We start from the raw sequence: 16413 nt of genomic DNA, 5'->3' as shown, positions 1-16413 counted from the left end.
CGGCGGCCACGTGGTCCGCCCTTTTGGTTTTAGTGCTCCGCTTCTGCGGCAGCCTTCTTGGCGTTTTTCTCGGCGTCCTTCTCGGCGCGCAGAGTCTCCGTCTCGTGCTGTTCCTCGGCTTTTTCCTGGTGGATGACCTCCGCAAGGAGCTTCTCCATCTCCTTGGCCACGCCGGCGGCTGAAGCCGGGTTCTGGCCGGTCACCAGCCGGTCGTCGACCACGACCTTCTCCTCAAAGACATCAGCGGAGACGTGGGTGGCCCCCTGTTCCTCAAGTCGGTCTGCCAAAAAGAACGGGATGACCTTGTCCTTCCCCGCGGCAACCTCCTCCTCGTTGGTGAAGGCCGCCACCCTCCGGCCCTCGACGAGGCGAAGCCCGTTCTCCAATTCCACGTTCAGCAGGCCGGCCGGCCCGTGACAGACCGCGCCCACCACGCCGCCGGCGTTGTAGACGCTGGCCACCAGATTCTGCAAGCCTTCGCTATCCGGGAAATCCCACATGGTGCCGTGGCCTCCCACGAGGAAGACGGCGTCGTACTGACCGGGATCAATAACGTCGACGCGGGCAGTGTTGTAAAGCCCAGCGCGCGTGACCTCGTCCTTCGTGAAGGCAACCTGGATAGGATCTTCCGAGTCCACCTCGTCGCGCGGGGGCTGGCCGCCCTGGATGGACGCGAAGTCGACGAAATGCCCGGAATCTTTGAAGACCTTCCAGGGATGTGCAGCCTCGGCCACGTTGTAGCCGGTCTTCTCGCCTGTATCGCCGAACTCGGAAACGCTGGTCAGTACCATGAGGATTTTCTTCATGAAGTGCTCCTATCGTCTAGATTCCACCCTACGCCTAGCCCAGATTCGGGTCCTCCCGATGTCGTAGAACCGTACGAGTTCGTCCGCGCGCGATGACTGGAAGCCCACGGCTGGTAACTGGCCCCCCGTTCCTCGCTACTGCGGAGAGGGCGTCTAGCGCGCTCCCCGTTCGAGGCGGGCAAGCACGTAGCGCAACGGCGGCCGCATCGTACGCCCTTTCCTCGTATGGGCATAGGCCCGAAGCCGGACTTCGGGCTCGTCGAGGGGAATGATTACGACGCCGGGCGGCGGCTTCCTGTCCGCGGGCAGCAATCCGACGCCCATGCCTGCAAGGATGAGGTCTTCGACGAGATCGAGACTGTCAGCTTCGTGGCGCAGCCGGAGATCGAAGCCTGCGAGGGAACCGATGGCCGCACTAAAACCTCGTCCGCACCGGCCTGCGCGTCGCCGACGCCTCGGTCATGCCCGAGCACGTGACGGTCAACCCCAACCTCACCGTCATGATGATCGGCGAGCGCTGCGCCGACCTCATCCAGGCCAGCCAAACCATCCAAACAACGACGGCGGACGCGAACCTCAGCGCGTCCCTCGTCTAATCGCTGGTGGCGGGAGCGATCAAGCTTCCGCCACCAACCGTGCGCGAAACCTAGGAACTAGACTCGCGGTAACGTTTGTCGGAGACGCTGGAATCCCCGTGTTGGGGGCATGGGATGAGGCGTTCTACTCTCCCTTGACCGCGTTCCACTGGCTCAAGGAACTCTGACTCAAGGCCATGGGCAGAGGTTGTAGCCCGGCCTGTCAGCTCGAATGCCTGATGAAGATCGTCAAGTTCGCTGGATGAGCGACCAACCGCGTCGTCACTGCATTGATTGCGTCAGTCCAGGGTCATTAGAAGGCTTTGACAACGCGCTAAAGACTCTCGTCAACTCCGCTGAGGTCTCTTCGTCAAGCAACGAGGGATTGGCCTCAAGCATCAACTTGATGCGATCGGCAAACTGCTGAGGCGTCAGCTGCTCCATTTTGCTCTGCGTTTCCAGGAGTGGGTCGCCATCCTCGATTCGGGCGCTGGAGAGAATTCGCAGCTGCTCGTCTTTGAAAGCACCAGCTGCCAGCATTGCTCGGAAGCGTTGCGCCCACTCGGCACTTCCCATACTGATCTTGGATTCCCTGACCGCAACCTCCACTCCCGTTGCGGACGCTACGAACGTGGCCTGGCTCAGAGAGGAAGACGTGGCAGCAGCGGCCTGGCTGTTCGCCCTGCGCGGCGAGGTAACGCGCTTCCAGACAGATTTCACGGGCGGAACGGCCTTCTCGTTCCACCAGCGTTTCATGTGCGGCGTCGCCGCTGCGACGGCCCGAACGGTGCCTGCCACGATCAGTGCAGCAATTTTCTCGGCCAGCTCCCGCTCTTCTGGCGTCAGTTGACGCGGCTCTGCTGGCGTCGGTTCACGAGACCACTCGTATTCGTAGCTCGGCGAGTAGTCCGGTTCGGGCTCGTCGACCCACTGCCAGGCGGCGTGTCCTTTGAGTTCGTTGGTGCCATCTTCGAAGAGGTGGCCAGTAACAGCACCATCGACTTTGTGTGAAGTCCCGAGGTGCTGGCCCTCGGGAACGATGGGCTGATAAGGCATGTTTCGATGATACTGGCCGTTTGGCCACAGCGCGTCGTTATTCTGGCGTCTCGCATCCCTAAAGATATGAGACGGCTCATCGTCTTAAATTTCTTCCGGGACGAGGATTCTCGTTAAGTGTGCCTCACAACCTTCTGGCGGAATCCCTGTTGCTGTGAGACAGGTCCATTCAGGACCTTGAGCCGGGCAAGCACGTAACGCAACGGCGGCCACGTGGTGCGCCCTTTCCTCGTATGGGCGTAGGCGCGCAGCCGGACTTCGGGCTCGGCAAGCGGGATGATTACGACGCCGGGTGGCGGCTTCCTATCCGCGGGCAGCAGCCCGACCCCCATACCGGCAAGGATGAGGTCCTCGACTAGATCGAGACTGTCGGCCTCGTGGCGCAGGCGGGGTTCGAAGCCGGCGAGGGAGCCGATAGACCGCACCGCAACCTCGTCGGCCCGGTTGCGGGAGTTGCCGACCCAGTCCCGGTCGCGGAAGGCTCTGAAGACCTCCGGGGCGCTTCCCTGCACCAATTGCTTGTCATGTGCAGGGACGCCAAGGCCCCAAGGCGTGGACCAGAGCGGAAGTCTGTCGAGCCGGGGATCGTCGAGGACCGGGGCGAGGTTGTAGTCGTAGGTCAGTGCGAGGTCCGTCCTGTCCGCCAGGAGCATTTCAAGTGCCTCGGCCGGCTCATGTTCCTGCACGGCGATCCTGAGCGCCGGATGGCTGACGGCGGCCTCTTTGACGGTGGGGATGATGTTCCTGCGGATCGCGGTGGCGAAGCCAGCCACCCGGAGCGTGCCCGATGGTGCGGCCTCCGGGTCAAGGTCGGCCCGCGCGGCCTCGACCGCGGCGAGGATAGTGGCGGCGTGCTCGGACAAGCGCCGTCCGGCTGGAGTGAGGCGCACGCCCCTGCCTTCAGGCTCCAGAAGGACCGTGTCCGTCTCGCGGGCGAGCAGCGCGATCTGCTGCGAGACCGTCGAGGTCGTAGTGCCGAGCAGGTCGGCCACCTCCCGCATCGACCCGCTGCGCGAGAGCTCAAGCAGCGTTCGGAGCCGTCGAATATCCACTCCTTGATTGTCCATGTTTTATGAACGGTATGCGCGTAATCATCACGTGGACGTGAAGAGAGAATTCCGGTTCTACTAGTGGGATGACAACTACGCTCCGCATCTCCGGCACGACCTCCGGCACCGCCATGGCGTTCGCCGCCATGTGCTGCGTTCAGATAGGTCTGGCCGTTTCGGTGGGACTCGTAGACCGACTCGGCGCCGGAGGCGTCGCATGGCTTCGCCTTGCGTGGGCGGCCGTGATCCTGGTCGCCATCGCACGCCCCTGGCGGATCCGCTTCAGCCCTGCGGCGTTGCGCACCTGCGTCCTGCTCGGCGTCGCCACGGCCGGCATGACCATCCTGTTCATGGCCGCGGCCGAGCGACTGCCTCTGGGCACCGCCGTCGCGCTTGAATTCCTCGGCCCGCTGGGCGTGGCCTTGGTGCGCGGGCGAGGGGTGTCACGGCTGTGGGCACTCGTAGCCGGCGCAGGCGTAGTCGCACTAACCGAGCCCTGGCATGGCCAGACCGACGGCGTGGGCGTGCTCTTCGCGCTGGGTGCGGCCCTCTGCTGGGCCGCCTACATCCTCCTGACCCAGCGCGCGGGCGACGCCGCCGAAGGACTGGGCGCCCTGGCCGTCTCCATGCCGGTCGCGGCGCTCGTCGCAACATTCACAGTGGGACCGGAAGCGTTCACACACCTCGACTGGCGCCTGCTGCTGGCCGGCGTCGGACTGGCACTGCTGCTGCCGGTAGTGCCGTTCAGCCTCGAGCTGCTGGCCCTGCGCCGGCTCACCGCCGCGGCTTTCGGCACGCTGATGTGCCTGGAACCGGCCATCGGCATGGCCGTCGGCCTCGCCTTCCTCGGCCAGGCGCCCAGTCCCTTCGCGATCCTCGGGATCGTCCTGGTCATCACCGCCGGCATCGGCGCCACCCGCACCGGAAACCGCCCTCCGGTTACCACCAGCCCCGAGACCCTGCCCGTCAGATAACCGATCACAACTACCGAATCCGCAGCAGCACGGCGCCGTATACACGACACACTCCCGACCGATAGGGTCGCCCTACAGACGTGGAGCAGTCCGAGAGAGCACAGTGAAATGACGACGACGTACAGGTACAGCGTGGAGATCCTTCACCTGCTGGTGTCATCGGGCCACGCCTACTTCGGCCGGTCAAAGGACGGCGCTGCCAGCGTCCCCACGTCGGATCTCGACCGGGTCGAAGTGGTAGCGGGCAAAGGAATTGTGGGCGACAGATTCTTCGGGAAGGCAGCGCACATGGATGCGGCGGTCACGCTGATGGCCGTCGAATCCCTCGAAGCCATCGCCGCCGAGCTCGAGGTCCCGCCGTTTGATCCGCTCTTGGCCCGGCGCAACGTGGTCCTGCGCGGAGCCCATCTGGCTCCACTCATCGGTGAGGAATTCGCACTGGAATCCCGTGGGGAAACCGTGCAGCTCCGAGGCGGACGGCATGCCCATCCCTGCGTCTGGATGGACCGGATGCTGGCTCCCGGCGCCCACGCCGTAATGCGCGGGCGAGGAGGCCTGCGCTGCCAACCACTATCAGACGGCATCCTCCACCGGGGACCTGCAGTACTGCTCAGCCCGGTGCCCCTCCAACCCGATCTGGCTGGTGCACCAGCCAGGCTCAGAGCTGGGCGGCTACCCTAATTTCTGGAACAAAAATCAATTAAACGTTTCAACTTGCCTGCGCTATGCCCTAGGCTGACATATCCGCTCCGCGCGGCCGTCCCTGTTCCCCGTTCCAGAAAGCCTGCCCGTTAGAGCCATGGATGAGAAAGCCTCCGTACCGATCGGGGTCCCGGACCAGGGCACCCTGCGCGAGGTCCTCCTGGAACCGGACGCTGCCCGAGCGCAGGCCAGGGAGGGCACGCCGACGAAACGGATCTGGGCGCTGTGCCAGCTCGGACGCCTCAATGACGCCGCAGCCGAGGCCGAAGAACTGCTCGCCGGCTCCGACAACCGGTTCGGCCCGTTGCTGCTGCTGGCACATATCTACCAATGCCAGTACCGCTGGGACGAAGCAGCATGGCTGCAGGGCGAAGCCCTACGCTTGGCCCGAACCCCGTCCGCGGAGGCCGGCGTCCACCACCACACCGGGCGCCGACTCCTCGAAGAAGGCCGCCATCTGGAAGCGGCGCAGGAATTCGAATGGGCAGCCGCCCTGCACCGAAGCGCCGGCAGCCCCGACGCCGAAATCGCAGCCGCCCGCCAAGCAATGCGCCTGGCGTACCGGCTGGCACACCTGAACACCTTCGACGATGAACGGACCGGTAACCTGCCGGCGACGACGGACCCCAAGCACACGAAAACGTCTCCAGCGTGACTCTCCGGACGCCCCGCCATAATCATGCCGCACCGCGCGACAGAACCTGCGGCAGAACCCGCGGACAGGCGCTGGCGCTCCGCCTCCGCGCCCGCTGGCAACGCCGCCGAAATCACTAGTTATCGTTCACGTGAAGTATTCCCAACCAGTATTTGCTCGGACAGATCAGCGGTTATCGACACAGGACAACCAGCAGTGGAATGAGAGAAAGCAGGCTTGGCGGATCGTTCCGCCGCCAAAACTGCCGGCGGCCTCCCTTGCGCATTCGTGGTCCTATACGGATCGGCCGAGGACATCAGTCGGATGGGCGCCGAGGCCTCTGCCGGAGCATTCCACTTTCGGGCTTCCTACTTTGGAAGAAGACTGCGTGCCGTATCCGCGTCGGTTACCAGCGAATGTACCAGTCCGGAAGCCAGTACAGCACGGACGGCTGCGGTTTTTAGTTTGCCACCGGCCACGGCTATTACATGTGGGATTCGCCGAAGCTGGGCTTCAGAAATTGCAACACATCGCTCATCCACGTCATGAATGATCTGACCTTCGTCAGTAATCAGAGTTGCGCAAACTTCCGCGCGTACACCTTGAGCCACCAGACTGTCGCGGTCATGCTCTTCAAGGGCGGGGTTCTCTACCATCTGGGAGTCGGCTGGTGACCAGCTGCCCACCGCCACCACGGCGACGGTTACCCGGTCAAACTGCTCAAAGGTTGCCTGAATATCGCGCTGCCTGCGCAGGCCTTCAGCGGTAGCCGCATCGCTGACGATCAGTGGCGCATATATGGTCCATGGCTTGGCCCCGGCCACAGCGCTCACCCGCCGAATGGTTTCGACTCCGGTCTCCTGTATCGGACCTGCGATACCGGCCAGCTGTACGACTTCACACCTAGGCAGGAATCGAAGAGCACGGGCCAGAGCATTGACGGTGCGGCCCGAAGTCAGGCCCAGCACGTCGTCGTCGGTCAGAATTTCGGACAGAAGATCTGCGGCGGTGCTGCCAAGATGTTGCTGGACAATGTCGGGGGTCTGTGAAGGCAGATTAACGACGACAGCCCGATCAAGCCGGTAGGCCTTCTGCAGCTCGACGGAAAGCTCAAGATCGATGGACGACGGGCTCGCGATCTCAAATTTCACTACGCCCATGGCTATAGCTTGATCTAGCAACCGGCCAACCTTGAAGCGACTGAGCCCGGTAGCCTCGGCAATCTCGATACGCGTTTTTCCTTCGATGAAATGCTGTTGGGCAATGTATGCCGCGCGGACGAGAGCGTCCGGCCCCAGCGGCGTCATTTCCTCGCCCCGTATCTCATCTTTTCACCTTCGCGCATACAAGTATCTTTTCACAGCCTGCTCATGTGAGCAATCACTTGCACATATGAGGAGATATAGGTCATACTCATTCCCAGCAGGTGTCGCAGGCCACGTCAGCCTTCTGATCTGCGATCGGTATCCAAGTACGGAGGGAAGCAATCGGTGGAAACTGAATTGCCGGAGAGCATGAAGGCCAGCGTGCTGGTCAGACCCCGCTCGGTGGAGGTCGAAAGCCGTCCGCTGCCCGAGTTGGAGGCGGACGAGGTTCTTGTCCGCATCTCCGCAGTGGGTGTGTGCGGCTCTGATGTGCATTACTTCAATGAAGGCCGGATCGGCGACTTCGTGGTGAAGTCACCGTTGGTCCTCGGACACGAGGCGGCCGGCACCATCGTAGCCGTGGGGACGGCGGTGAACCCGGGGCGGTTGGGCGAGCGTGTTTCGATTGAGCCGCAGCGGCCCAACCCCCACTCAAAGCAGACACTTGCGGGGGCATACAATCTGGATCCGTCCATGGAGTTCTATGCCACACCTCCTGTAGACGGTGCCTTCATGGAGTACGTGAAAATCCAGTCTCACTTTGCTTTTGCCGTGCCGGACGAGATCAGCGACGAGGCGGCAGCCCTCATGGAACCCCTGTCTGTGGGCATCGCCGCCATGCAAAAAGCACAGGTAACCCCCGGCGCGAGAGTATTGATTACAGGTGCCGGGCCTATCGGCATCATCTGCGCCCAGGTTGCCAAGGCATATGGCGCCACGGAGGTGATCGTTTCCGATCTCAACGGCCAGCGTCGGGAGAAAGCGCTGCACTTTGGCGCAGATAGGGTAATCGACCCCATGAGTACCGACATGGTCAATCTGGGACTTGATGTTGACGCCTTCATTGAAGCCTCCGGGGCCACTCCGGCGCTTCAGAGCGGCATCCGTAATGTCGCACCGGCCGGCAGGATCGTGCTGGTAGGCATGGGAGCAGATGAAGTTGCCCTGCCCATCTCCCTGATTCAAAGCAAGGAGCTCGTCGTCACGGGCATTTTCCGGTACGCGAACACCTGGCCCATCGCTATCGACTTGGTGCGGACCGGCAAGGTCGATCTGGATAGTCTGGTCACCGGAGTCTACGGGCTGGCCGAAGTCCCGCAGGCCCTCCTGAATTCCACTAAACCTGAAAGCATGAAAACCATCGTGCGCCCGGGGGTGTGAATAATGCACCCAAATGACGCGACCCTGGTCTCCACCGCGATGATCGAGTGCCACGGAATACGCATGAGTTTCGGCGGAATCCCCGTGTTGAAGGGATTCTCCCTTGCCCTCGAACCCGGTACCGTCACCGCATTGGCGGGTGAAAACGGCGCTGGAAAGTCAACATTGATGAAAATCGCTTCCGGCCAATACAAACCTGATGAAGGCCGCGTGGAAGTCCGTGGAGAACAGCTTCATTCCGGTGACATCCAAGCGGCACACCGGCTCGGGGTAGCCATCGTTCCGCAGGAACTGGCTTCCATCCCCGAGATGACCGTCTACGAGAATCTGTTCGTCGGTCGTGAGCTGCGGTCTCCCATAGGATTGCTCAATCGGCGCGCGATGATACGCAAAGCCAAGGAATTCCTGAAGCCCTTCGGTTTGGACATCGACCCGGCTCTGCGGATGGGATCTTTGCCCGTAGGAATCCGCCAGATCATTGAGATTGTCAAAGCCACAAGCCGAGGCGCCCGCGTCCTCCTGCTCGATGAACCGACCAGCGCCATCGCCGAGCAGGAGGTCGAACGCCTGTACAGTGTCGTGCGGTCACTGCGGGACCAGGGCGTAGCCATGCTCTTTACCACTCACAAGATGGAAGAGATCAGGGCCATGGCGGACCGGGTCATCGTCCTCCGCGACGGCAACCTCGTTGAAGACAAGCCCTTACGTGAGCTCTCGGACGACGACATTATCGAGGCAATGATCGGGCGGGAACTCGAGGACATGTTCCCGGATATCGGCACTGCCGGGGAAGAGACCGCGCTCTCTGTCAACAATCTCGTGATCGGTTCCGGAACGCCGCCGATCAGCTTTTCCGTCCGCAGGGGTGAGATTCTCGGACTGGCGGGGCTCGTCGGCGCCGGACGCACTGAATTATTGGAAAGCATTTTCGGCATGCGCCAAGCCTCGAGCGGTTCCGTAAAAGTGGGGGGTAAGACGGTCGCGTCGGGAAATCCGGCAGCCGCGATCGCGGCAAAGATCGCACTTGTTCCCGAAGACCGTAAGGGCGCGGGAGCCGTGCTGTCCATGAGCGTGCTGGACAACGCGTCACTGCCGAGGATCGGTTCCTTCAGCAGTGCAGGCTGGATCAACAACAAAAAGCGCTCCGGCAGCATCGGCGAAATCATGACATCCCTGAACCTTAAGAGCCGGGGTCTTGGACAGAGCATGGAGACGCTCTCGGGCGGAAACCAGCAAAAAGTGGTCTTCGGCCGTTGGTTGACCGGCCCGGTGGATGTTCTCCTCCTGGACGAGCCCACCCGGGGCGTGGATGTAGGCGCCCGCAGTGAAATCTATAGGATCATCGTCGATCTCGCCGAGCAAGGCATGGCGGTGGTCATGGCTTCGAGCGACATGCCGGAGATCCTTAGCCTCTCCCATCGGGCCCTTGTCATGCGCGGTCTGGCCGTGGCCGGGGAACTGGACAAGGCCGAACTGCTGGAGCCCTCTGCCCAAGAAAAGATTTTCCGGCTGGCGTCCGGCTTGGAAGCCTCCACAAAGAAAGACATCGAAAACAATGACAAGTAATCGAAGCACTACGCTCGAACCTTCTGTCACCGGACCCGGCCAACAGGAGACCCGCAAACGGTTTACCTGGGCCAAGATGGAAGGATTCGCAATCCGCCACGCGATGGTCGTGGTCATGCTGTTCGTAATCGCGTTCTTCCTCTACAAGAGCGCCCGCTTCGGGACGATGGACAACCTGACGACCATCCTGATCGCCGCCGCACCGTTCGCGCTCATCGCGCTGGGACAGACACTGGTCATCCTGACCGGAGGCATCGATTTGTCCGTCGGCAGCGTTATCGCCGCAAGCGCAATGGCAGCCGCATACGTTGCTAAAGCCACCAACGGCAACCTCCTCCTGACGATCCTCATCGCCGTAGCCGTCGGGCTGGCTGCAGGGGCGATCAACGGTTTCGTAGTCAGCCGGATGAACGTGCCTCCCTTCATCGCCACACTGGGAATGCTTACCCTCGCTTCGGGCATCGCCTACGTTATCGGGGGCGGCGCACCAATCAACGGCTTGCCGGCCAGCTTCGGATCGATCGCCAACACGGAAGTCCTGGGCCTGAAAATTCCCGTCCTCTTAATGATCCTGTGCATCGTGGGCCTGGCCATCGTCATGAAGCGCACCTCCTACGGCATGCGCGTCTACGCTGTAGGCGGCAACAGGCTCGCCGCTGAAATCGCCGGAGTGAAGTCCAAGCGGATCCTTTTCAGCGTCTACACCATCAGCGGCGTCCTGGCCGGGGTCTCCGGCCTCATGCTCGCGTCCCGCGTCATCTCCGGTGCACCCAATTTGGGTGTCGGGTACGAACTCGACGCCATCGCCGCCGTCGTAATCGGCGGCGCGTCTCTCATGGGCGGCCGGGGCACGATCTGGGGAACAGCCATCGGCCTCCTCCTGATCCAGACGCTCAACAACGGCCTTGACCTGCTCATCGTCCCCTCGTACTGGCAGGACGTCATCAAGGGTGTGCTCATCGTTCTGGCCGTCGCCATCGACGTCTGGGCTGCCAAACGCCGAACCAGCTAGACACGCATCCCGTCAAACGTAAGAACAAGAGAAGGAAACAACAGATGAAAGCCATGCGCACCTCAAGGATCTTCCAAACCGCTGGCATTGCCGCAGCGGCGGCCCTCGCCCTGTCCGGGTGCGGGGCCGGAGACACCTCCGCCGGGAGTAGCGAAGACGGCGCGACCACCATCGGCGTCACCGTCTATGACATGTCTTCCTTCGTTACGCAGGGCAAGTCAGGCATGGAGGCCTATGCCAAGGCCAATGACATCGAAATGCTGTGGAACTCCGCAGGTCTCGATGTGGCTACCCAGGCCAACCAGGTTGACCAGTACATCAACCAGGGAGTCGACGCGATTCTGATCAACCCGGTGCAGGCAGACTCGCTCCAGCCGCAGATTGCCGCCGCTGAAGAAGCCGGCATCCCTGTCATCGATGTCAACTCATCCCTCAAGAGCGACAAGCTCGCCGGCTCAGTTCAGCCGGATGACGTCGCCGCAGGCGAACAGGAGGCAAAGATGATGATGGAGGCCCTTGGAGGTAAAGGCAACGTCGTCATTCTGGAAGGCCCCATCGGTGGCTCCGGCCAGATCGACCGCGGCGCCGGAATTGACAAGGTACTGGCCGAAAACCCCGATGTGAAGGTCCTCGCCAAAGACACGGCCAACTGGAAGCGCGATGAAGCGGTCAACAAGATGAAAAACTGGATCTCGGCATTTGGCTCCGACATCGACGGCGTGATCTCCCAGAACGACGACATGGGTCTGGGTGCGCTTCAGGCGTTGAACGAGTCCGGCATTGACGACGTCAAAATCGTCGGGATCGACGGCATTGAAGACGGCCTGAAGGCCGTCAAGAGCGGAGACTTCATCGGCACATCCCTCCAGCACGGAACCGTTGAGATGGCAGCAGGCCTCGCCGTCGCGGCGAAACTCGCCCGTGGGGAAACCGTAGAAGCCACGCCCCAGTACATCATGCCGGCCATCACACCCGAGAACGTCGACGCCGCCATGAAGAACGTCGTGACCGAACGCGAAGCCTTCCTGGAAAAACTTCCCCAGATGATCGACAGCAACCTCGAAAGCGGAAACATCGCCTACGAGGGGCTCCCCGGACAGGAACAGTAACTCCCCGGCGACCGGCAGGGCCCGGATCGGATCATTCCGGGCCCTGTCCACCTGCCACAAAACCCCAACCCCCATGCGGAGCACGCCTTGACCCAGTTATACAATGACCCCGCTGAGTTCGCTGAAGAGCAATTCTCAGGCTTTCTATCCCTCTACAAGGACCGGATCCGCGGCGTGCCGGGCGGCGCGGTAAGCCTCCGGACCGACAAACCGCAAGTGGCCGTCATCATCGGCGGTGGATCCGGCCACTATCCGGCCTTCTGCGGCCTTGTCGGACCCGGATTCGCCACAGGCGCCGTCGTCGGCAATATCTTCACATCGCCATCTGCCGCCCACGTCTATTCGGTAGCAAAAGCAGCCCATCAAGGCCAGGGCGTGATCCTCAGCTTCGGCAACTATGCAGGCGACAACATGAACTTCGGCATAGCCGCCGAACGCCTCCGCAAGGAAGGCATCGACACCCGCATCGTCGTCGTCACCGACGACATCGCATCCGCTCCCGAAGAGGACAAGCGCCGCGGGATCGCCGGCGACTTCACCGTCTTCAAAATCATGGGGGCAGCAGCAGCTGCCGGCTTGGACATCGACGAGGTAGAACGCGTTGGACGGGAAGCAAATGCAGCTACCCGGACACTCGGAGTCGCCTTTTCAGGCTGCACCATGCCCGGGTCGGACAAACCCCTTTTCAGCGTGCCCGACGGCCACCTCGGTTTAGGGCTGGGCATCCACGGCGAACCCGGCATCCGCGACGAACCATTGCCGCGGGCCGACGAACTCGCCAAAACCCTGGTTACGTCCGTCCTCAAAGAGGCACCCGACCAACCCGGCACCCGTGTTGGAGTCATCATCAACGGCCTCGGAACCACTAAATATGAAGAACTCTTCCTACTCTGGAAACACGTTTCCACCGAACTGGAAACCGCCGGCTTGGAACCTGTAGACGTAGAAGTCGGAGAACTCGTCACCAGCTTGGACATGGGAGGTTGCTCCCTGACCCTCACCTGGCTGACCGAAGAACTGGAAACATATTGGACTGCAGACGCCTACACGCCGGCCTACCGTAAGCAAAAAGAAGCCACCGCATCCCTGCTTGCCGCAGCACACACAGACGCCGGATCCGAAGCGGAGCAGGAAAAAGCCCCCCACGCCACGCGCGCCGCCCGCACCCTGGCCGGGACCGTGTACCGAGGACTCCAGACGGCCAGGGACATACTGCACACCAACGAAACCCTGCTGGGCGACATCGACGCGGTAGCCGGTGACGGCGACCACGGCCGGGGAATGGTCAAGGGCATCGATGCGGCGCTGGCCGCCGCCCAAACGGAATACCCTGGAGCTGCCGGCGGCGCCTGGCTGCTGACAAGATCCGGACGCGCATGGGCTGAATCGGCCGGTGGAACCTCCGGCGTCTTATGGGGTGCCGCCCTTGAGGCCGCCGCCGCCTCGCTGACTGATACCCGTGAACACTACACGGATGTTGACGCGGTGAACGCCGTCGAGGCTTTCGTCCAAGCCATCACGGAACTTGGCGGGGCCAAGCCCGGAGATAAAACCTTGGTCGACGCCCTCGTGCCATTCCTGGACGAGCTTCGACATTCGGTGGGCAACGATTCACCTTTACCGTCTGCGTGGGAGCACGCGGCCTCCGCCGCCACGGAAGCGGCAGCCGCAACAGCCGCTCTGAAGCCAAAACTCGGCAGGGCCCGGCCCTTAGCGGAAAAGAGCATTGGAACTCCCGATGCCGGCGCCACGTCCATGGCCCTCATTCTCACCGGACTCAAACGTCTTTGACAGCACAACCACAAGGAGTACAACTATGGACAAGAAACTACGGGTAGTCATTGGTTGCGACGACGCCGGCTTCGATTATAAAGAGATCCTCAAGAAGGACTTGAACGACCACCCGGACGTGGAACTTGTAGCAGATGTTGGCGTCGATGCCGAAGGCCATACCGACTACCCCCACATTGCTGTTGACGCGGCCACGCTCATCGCCGAAGACAAAGCCGACCGCGCCCTGCTGGTCTGCGGTACGGGGCTGGGAGTTGCCATCGCCGCCAACAAGGTCAAAGGTATCCGCGCCGTCACCGCCCACGACCCGTTTTCCGTTGAACGTTCGGTACTGAGCAACAATGCCCAGGTACTGTGCATGGGGCAGCGGGTAGTGGGAATCGAGCTGGCCCGCCATCTGGTCCGGGAGTGGGTAGCCTACCGGTTTGACCCGCAAAGCACTTCCGCCCAAAAGGTCGCTGCCATCGGCAGTTACGAGGGCTAGACATGGGACAAGACTTCTCAGGGAAAGTGGCCATCATCACCGGTGCCGCGAGCGGCATCGGCAACTCGGTTGCCGCTTACTTCGCAGAACGCGGCGCCCGGATCATCGGCGTTGATCTCAGTGATTCCATCACTGCCGCGATGGCCGACCTTCCCGGCGACGGACATCATGGGATTACCAAAGACCTGACGGCCGAAGGCGCAGCCCCACAGGTGATCGACGAGGCGCTGCGGGCAGCAGGAACAGTGGACATCCTCGTCAACTCAGCCGGCGTCGTACTGCTCGACAGCGCCCTCGACCTGTCCGATATGATGTGGGACTCAACCATCAGCGTTAACCTCAGCGCCAGCTTCAAGATGGCACAGGCCGCCGGCCGTGTCATGACCGACAAAGGGCACGGCCGCATCATCAACCTTGCATCCCAAGCCAGCGTAATCGGGTTGGACCAGCACGTTGCCTACTGCGCAAGCAAGGCCGGACTTGTCGGGATGACCAAAGTCCTGTCCATGGAATGGGCACCCCGGGGAGTAACCGTCAATGCCGTATCCCCCACAGTCGTCGAAACTCCCTTGGGCAAAAAAGCGTGGGCCGGAGACAAGGGAGATGCCATGAAGAAGCTCATACCTGTGGGACGGTTCGCTCAACCGGAAGAAGTAGCCGCGCTCATCGCCTACCTTGCCGGAGATGAAGCAGCAATGATCACCGGGGAAAACATCCTCATCGACGGTGGCTACTCCAGCATCTGAAACTCCGGCTACCGTGGGAGGCCTTACACGTAAAGCAGGCAAGGCCTCCCATCGACCGCCTCCTGGCGCAACAGGTGCCTGCCATGACGGAGCCACACCTACAACCACCCTCGATCCCTGACCCGCCAGCCATTTGCGGAAACGATAGGAGCTATCCATGACTACCGGCACCGTTGTCGCTGGCATCGACTCGTCGACCCAGAGCTGCAAAGTTGTCAGGGTCGACGCCGAAACAGGTCGGGTCCTCAGTACCTCCTCTGCTCCCCACCCTGACGGAACCGCTGTCCATCCCGATCGCTGGCTGGAAGCACTACAAGCCGCAGCCGGGGCCGGACTCGCCGACGTCACCGCCCTGGCAGTCAGCGCTCAACAACATGGCATGGTCGCTTTGGACGAGGATGATGCCCCCGTGTGCGATGCACTGCTGTGGAACGACGTCCGAAGTGCACCCCAGGCCCAACGGCTACGGGAAGAGCTGGGCGCGCAGAAGTGGGCCGACGAGATCGGCCTCGTCCCGGTGTCTTCATTCACCATCACCAAACTGGCCTGGTTAGCCGAAAACCACCCCGATCTTGCCGACCGCGTCAGTAAAGTGCTGCTTCCCCACGATTGGCTCACATGGCAGATCCTGGGCCGAAATGGCTATCCCACTACGGACCGAAGCGATGCCTCAGGCACCGGCTACTACTCGGTGCCCCAAGACTGCTACCGGCAGGATCTCCTGAAGTGGGCGTTCGGAAGATCTCCCGATCTACCCACGGTGATCGGGCCCGCCGAACCGGCAGGCGAAACTTCAACCGGGACACTGGTCGCCGCAGGCTGCGGCGATAATGCCGGTGCTGCCCTGGGCCTCGCCCTGCAGCCCGGTGAAGTCGCCGTATCCATTGGAACGAGCGGAACTGTCTTCGCCTCGACCGAACACCAGATCAGTGATCCTTCCGGTGCGATCGCCGGATTCGCCGACGCCAGCGGCCAAAAGCTGCCGCTGCTGGCTACCATCAACGGCGCACGGGTTCTCGGCTCGACCGCGGCCATGCTCGGTGTCGATCTGGCCGGTCTTGACGCCCTGGCCTCGGCGGCGCCCCTTGATGCCCAGGGGCTGACCCTCGTCCCCTACCTGGATGGGGAACGAACTCCCAACCTTCCCCAGGCCACAGGCAGTCTCGTCGGTCTCACACGAGCGTCAATGAGCCCGGAAAACATGGCTCGAGCCTCCGTACTGGGGCTGTTGTGCTTGTTGGCCGATGCCCTCGATAGCCTCCGAGCAAAGCAGATCGACACGAAGCGGATGGTTACGTCCCGCTGAGTGGTGGAGTTTCTCGACACCGTGCAGGTCAGTTCTCTGATTATGCTGCAGCGAGTTCGGGAAGCAAAATCGCCTCCT

The 16413-nt window shown here is 62.1% G+C and carries 16 protein-coding genes and 1 pseudogene; 12 read left to right on the top strand and 5 right to left on the bottom strand.

Translation table 11 applies throughout. The annotated features are described in order from the left end of the window. Positions 1-29: 29 nt before the first annotated feature. Together B0G38_RS18425 and B0G38_RS23360 are read right to left on the bottom strand one after the other, a co-directional pair. Positions 30-806, bottom strand: coding sequence for a type 1 glutamine amidotransferase domain-containing protein (locus tag B0G38_RS18425; RefSeq protein WP_264670774.1), 777 nt, complete (start codon positions 804-806; stop codon positions 30-32). A gap of 153 nt (positions 807-959) precedes the next feature. Next, on the bottom strand, positions 960-1184 hold the full coding sequence (locus B0G38_RS23360) for a LysR substrate-binding domain-containing protein (protein ID WP_413542092.1): 225 nt from the start codon (positions 1182-1184) through the stop codon (positions 960-962). 53 nt (positions 1185-1237) lie between these two features. Here B0G38_RS23360 and B0G38_RS18420 point away from each other — a divergent pair. Next, a pseudogene (locus tag B0G38_RS18420) lies at positions 1238-1402 on the top strand (GMC oxidoreductase); the annotation flags it as partial. A 261-nt stretch (positions 1403-1663) separates the two neighbouring features. On the opposite strand, the gene B0G38_RS18415 reads toward B0G38_RS18420, so the two are convergent. Both B0G38_RS18415 and B0G38_RS18410 read right to left on the bottom strand, forming a co-directional pair. Further along, complete coding sequence (locus B0G38_RS18415; protein WP_264670772.1) at positions 1664-2437, bottom strand: hypothetical protein; 774 nt, start codon at positions 2435-2437, stop codon at positions 1664-1666. 113 nt (positions 2438-2550) lie between these two features. After that, the gene (locus tag B0G38_RS18410; protein ID WP_264670771.1) at positions 2551-3489 is read right to left on the bottom strand and encodes a LysR family transcriptional regulator; all 939 of its coding nucleotides are present in this window, start codon (positions 3487-3489) and stop codon (positions 2551-2553) included. Positions 3490-3572: 83 nt separating this feature from the next. Here B0G38_RS18410 and B0G38_RS18405 point away from each other — a divergent pair, with 83 nt between their 5' ends. The 3 genes from B0G38_RS18405 to B0G38_RS18395 all read left to right on the top strand — a co-directional run bounded on the left by B0G38_RS18405 (position 3573) and on the right by B0G38_RS18395 (position 5817). Next, entirely contained in the window at positions 3573-4460 is an 888-nt protein-coding gene (locus B0G38_RS18405; protein ID WP_264670770.1) for an EamA family transporter, read from the top strand. A 108-nt stretch (positions 4461-4568) separates the two neighbouring features. Next, positions 4569-5141 (top strand): MOSC domain-containing protein, encoded by a 573-nt coding sequence (locus B0G38_RS18400; protein WP_264670769.1) that lies wholly within the window; start codon positions 4569-4571, stop codon positions 5139-5141. 118 nt (positions 5142-5259) lie between these two features. Further along, on the top strand, positions 5260-5817 hold the full coding sequence (locus B0G38_RS18395; RefSeq protein ID WP_264670768.1) for a hypothetical protein: 558 nt from the start codon (positions 5260-5262) through the stop codon (positions 5815-5817). A 347-nt stretch (positions 5818-6164) separates the two neighbouring features. Here the strand turns inward: B0G38_RS18395 and B0G38_RS18390 are convergent, their stop codons facing one another. Then, entirely contained in the window at positions 6165-7103 is a 939-nt protein-coding gene (locus tag B0G38_RS18390; protein ID WP_264670767.1) for a sugar-binding transcriptional regulator, read from the bottom strand. 207 nt (positions 7104-7310) lie between these two features. On the opposite strand from B0G38_RS18390, the gene B0G38_RS18385 reads away from it, so the two are divergent. The 8 genes from B0G38_RS18385 (at position 7311) to B0G38_RS18350 (ending at position 16335) form a co-directional block, all read left to right on the top strand. Further along, complete coding sequence (locus tag B0G38_RS18385) at positions 7311-8321, top strand: NAD(P)-dependent alcohol dehydrogenase (protein ID WP_264670822.1); 1011 nt, start codon at positions 7311-7313, stop codon at positions 8319-8321. 3 nt (positions 8322-8324) lie between these two features. Beyond that, positions 8325-9887 (top strand): sugar ABC transporter ATP-binding protein, encoded by a 1563-nt coding sequence (locus B0G38_RS18380; protein ID WP_264670766.1) that lies wholly within the window; start codon positions 8325-8327, stop codon positions 9885-9887. Next, on the top strand, positions 9877-10899 hold the full coding sequence (locus B0G38_RS18375; protein WP_264670765.1) for an ABC transporter permease: 1023 nt from the start codon (positions 9877-9879) through the stop codon (positions 10897-10899). The genes B0G38_RS18380 and B0G38_RS18375 overlap by 11 nt, the downstream gene beginning before the upstream one ends. A gap of 44 nt (positions 10900-10943) precedes the next feature. After that, complete coding sequence (locus B0G38_RS18370) at positions 10944-12008, top strand: substrate-binding domain-containing protein (RefSeq protein WP_319801265.1); 1065 nt, start codon at positions 10944-10946, stop codon at positions 12006-12008. A gap of 87 nt (positions 12009-12095) precedes the next feature. Continuing rightward, positions 12096-13799, top strand: a complete 1704-nt coding sequence (locus B0G38_RS18365; RefSeq protein WP_264670764.1) for a dihydroxyacetone kinase family protein — start codon at positions 12096-12098, stop codon at positions 13797-13799. 25 nt (positions 13800-13824) lie between these two features. Further along, entirely contained in the window at positions 13825-14283 is a 459-nt protein-coding gene (locus B0G38_RS18360; protein ID WP_264670763.1) for a ribose-5-phosphate isomerase, read from the top strand. A gap of 2 nt (positions 14284-14285) precedes the next feature. Next, positions 14286-15029 carry a GolD/DthD family dehydrogenase gene (locus B0G38_RS18355; RefSeq protein WP_264670762.1) on the top strand — a complete coding sequence of 248 codons (744 nt, stop codon included), beginning with the start codon at positions 14286-14288 and terminating at the stop codon, positions 15027-15029. A 157-nt stretch (positions 15030-15186) separates the two neighbouring features. Next, a complete protein-coding gene (locus B0G38_RS18350) occupies positions 15187-16335 on the top strand; it encodes an FGGY family carbohydrate kinase (protein WP_264670761.1) in 1149 nt (382 codons plus the stop codon). Positions 16336-16413: the final 78 nt, after the last annotated feature.

Origin of the sequence: Crystallibacter permensis (genome assembly GCF_025960875.1) — a bacterium.
GTDB lineage: Bacteria > Actinomycetota > Actinomycetes > Actinomycetales > Micrococcaceae > Crystallibacter > Crystallibacter permensis.
The sequence above is the reverse complement of the archived record's forward strand: the minus strand, read 5'-3'. Positions and strand labels throughout refer to the sequence as shown.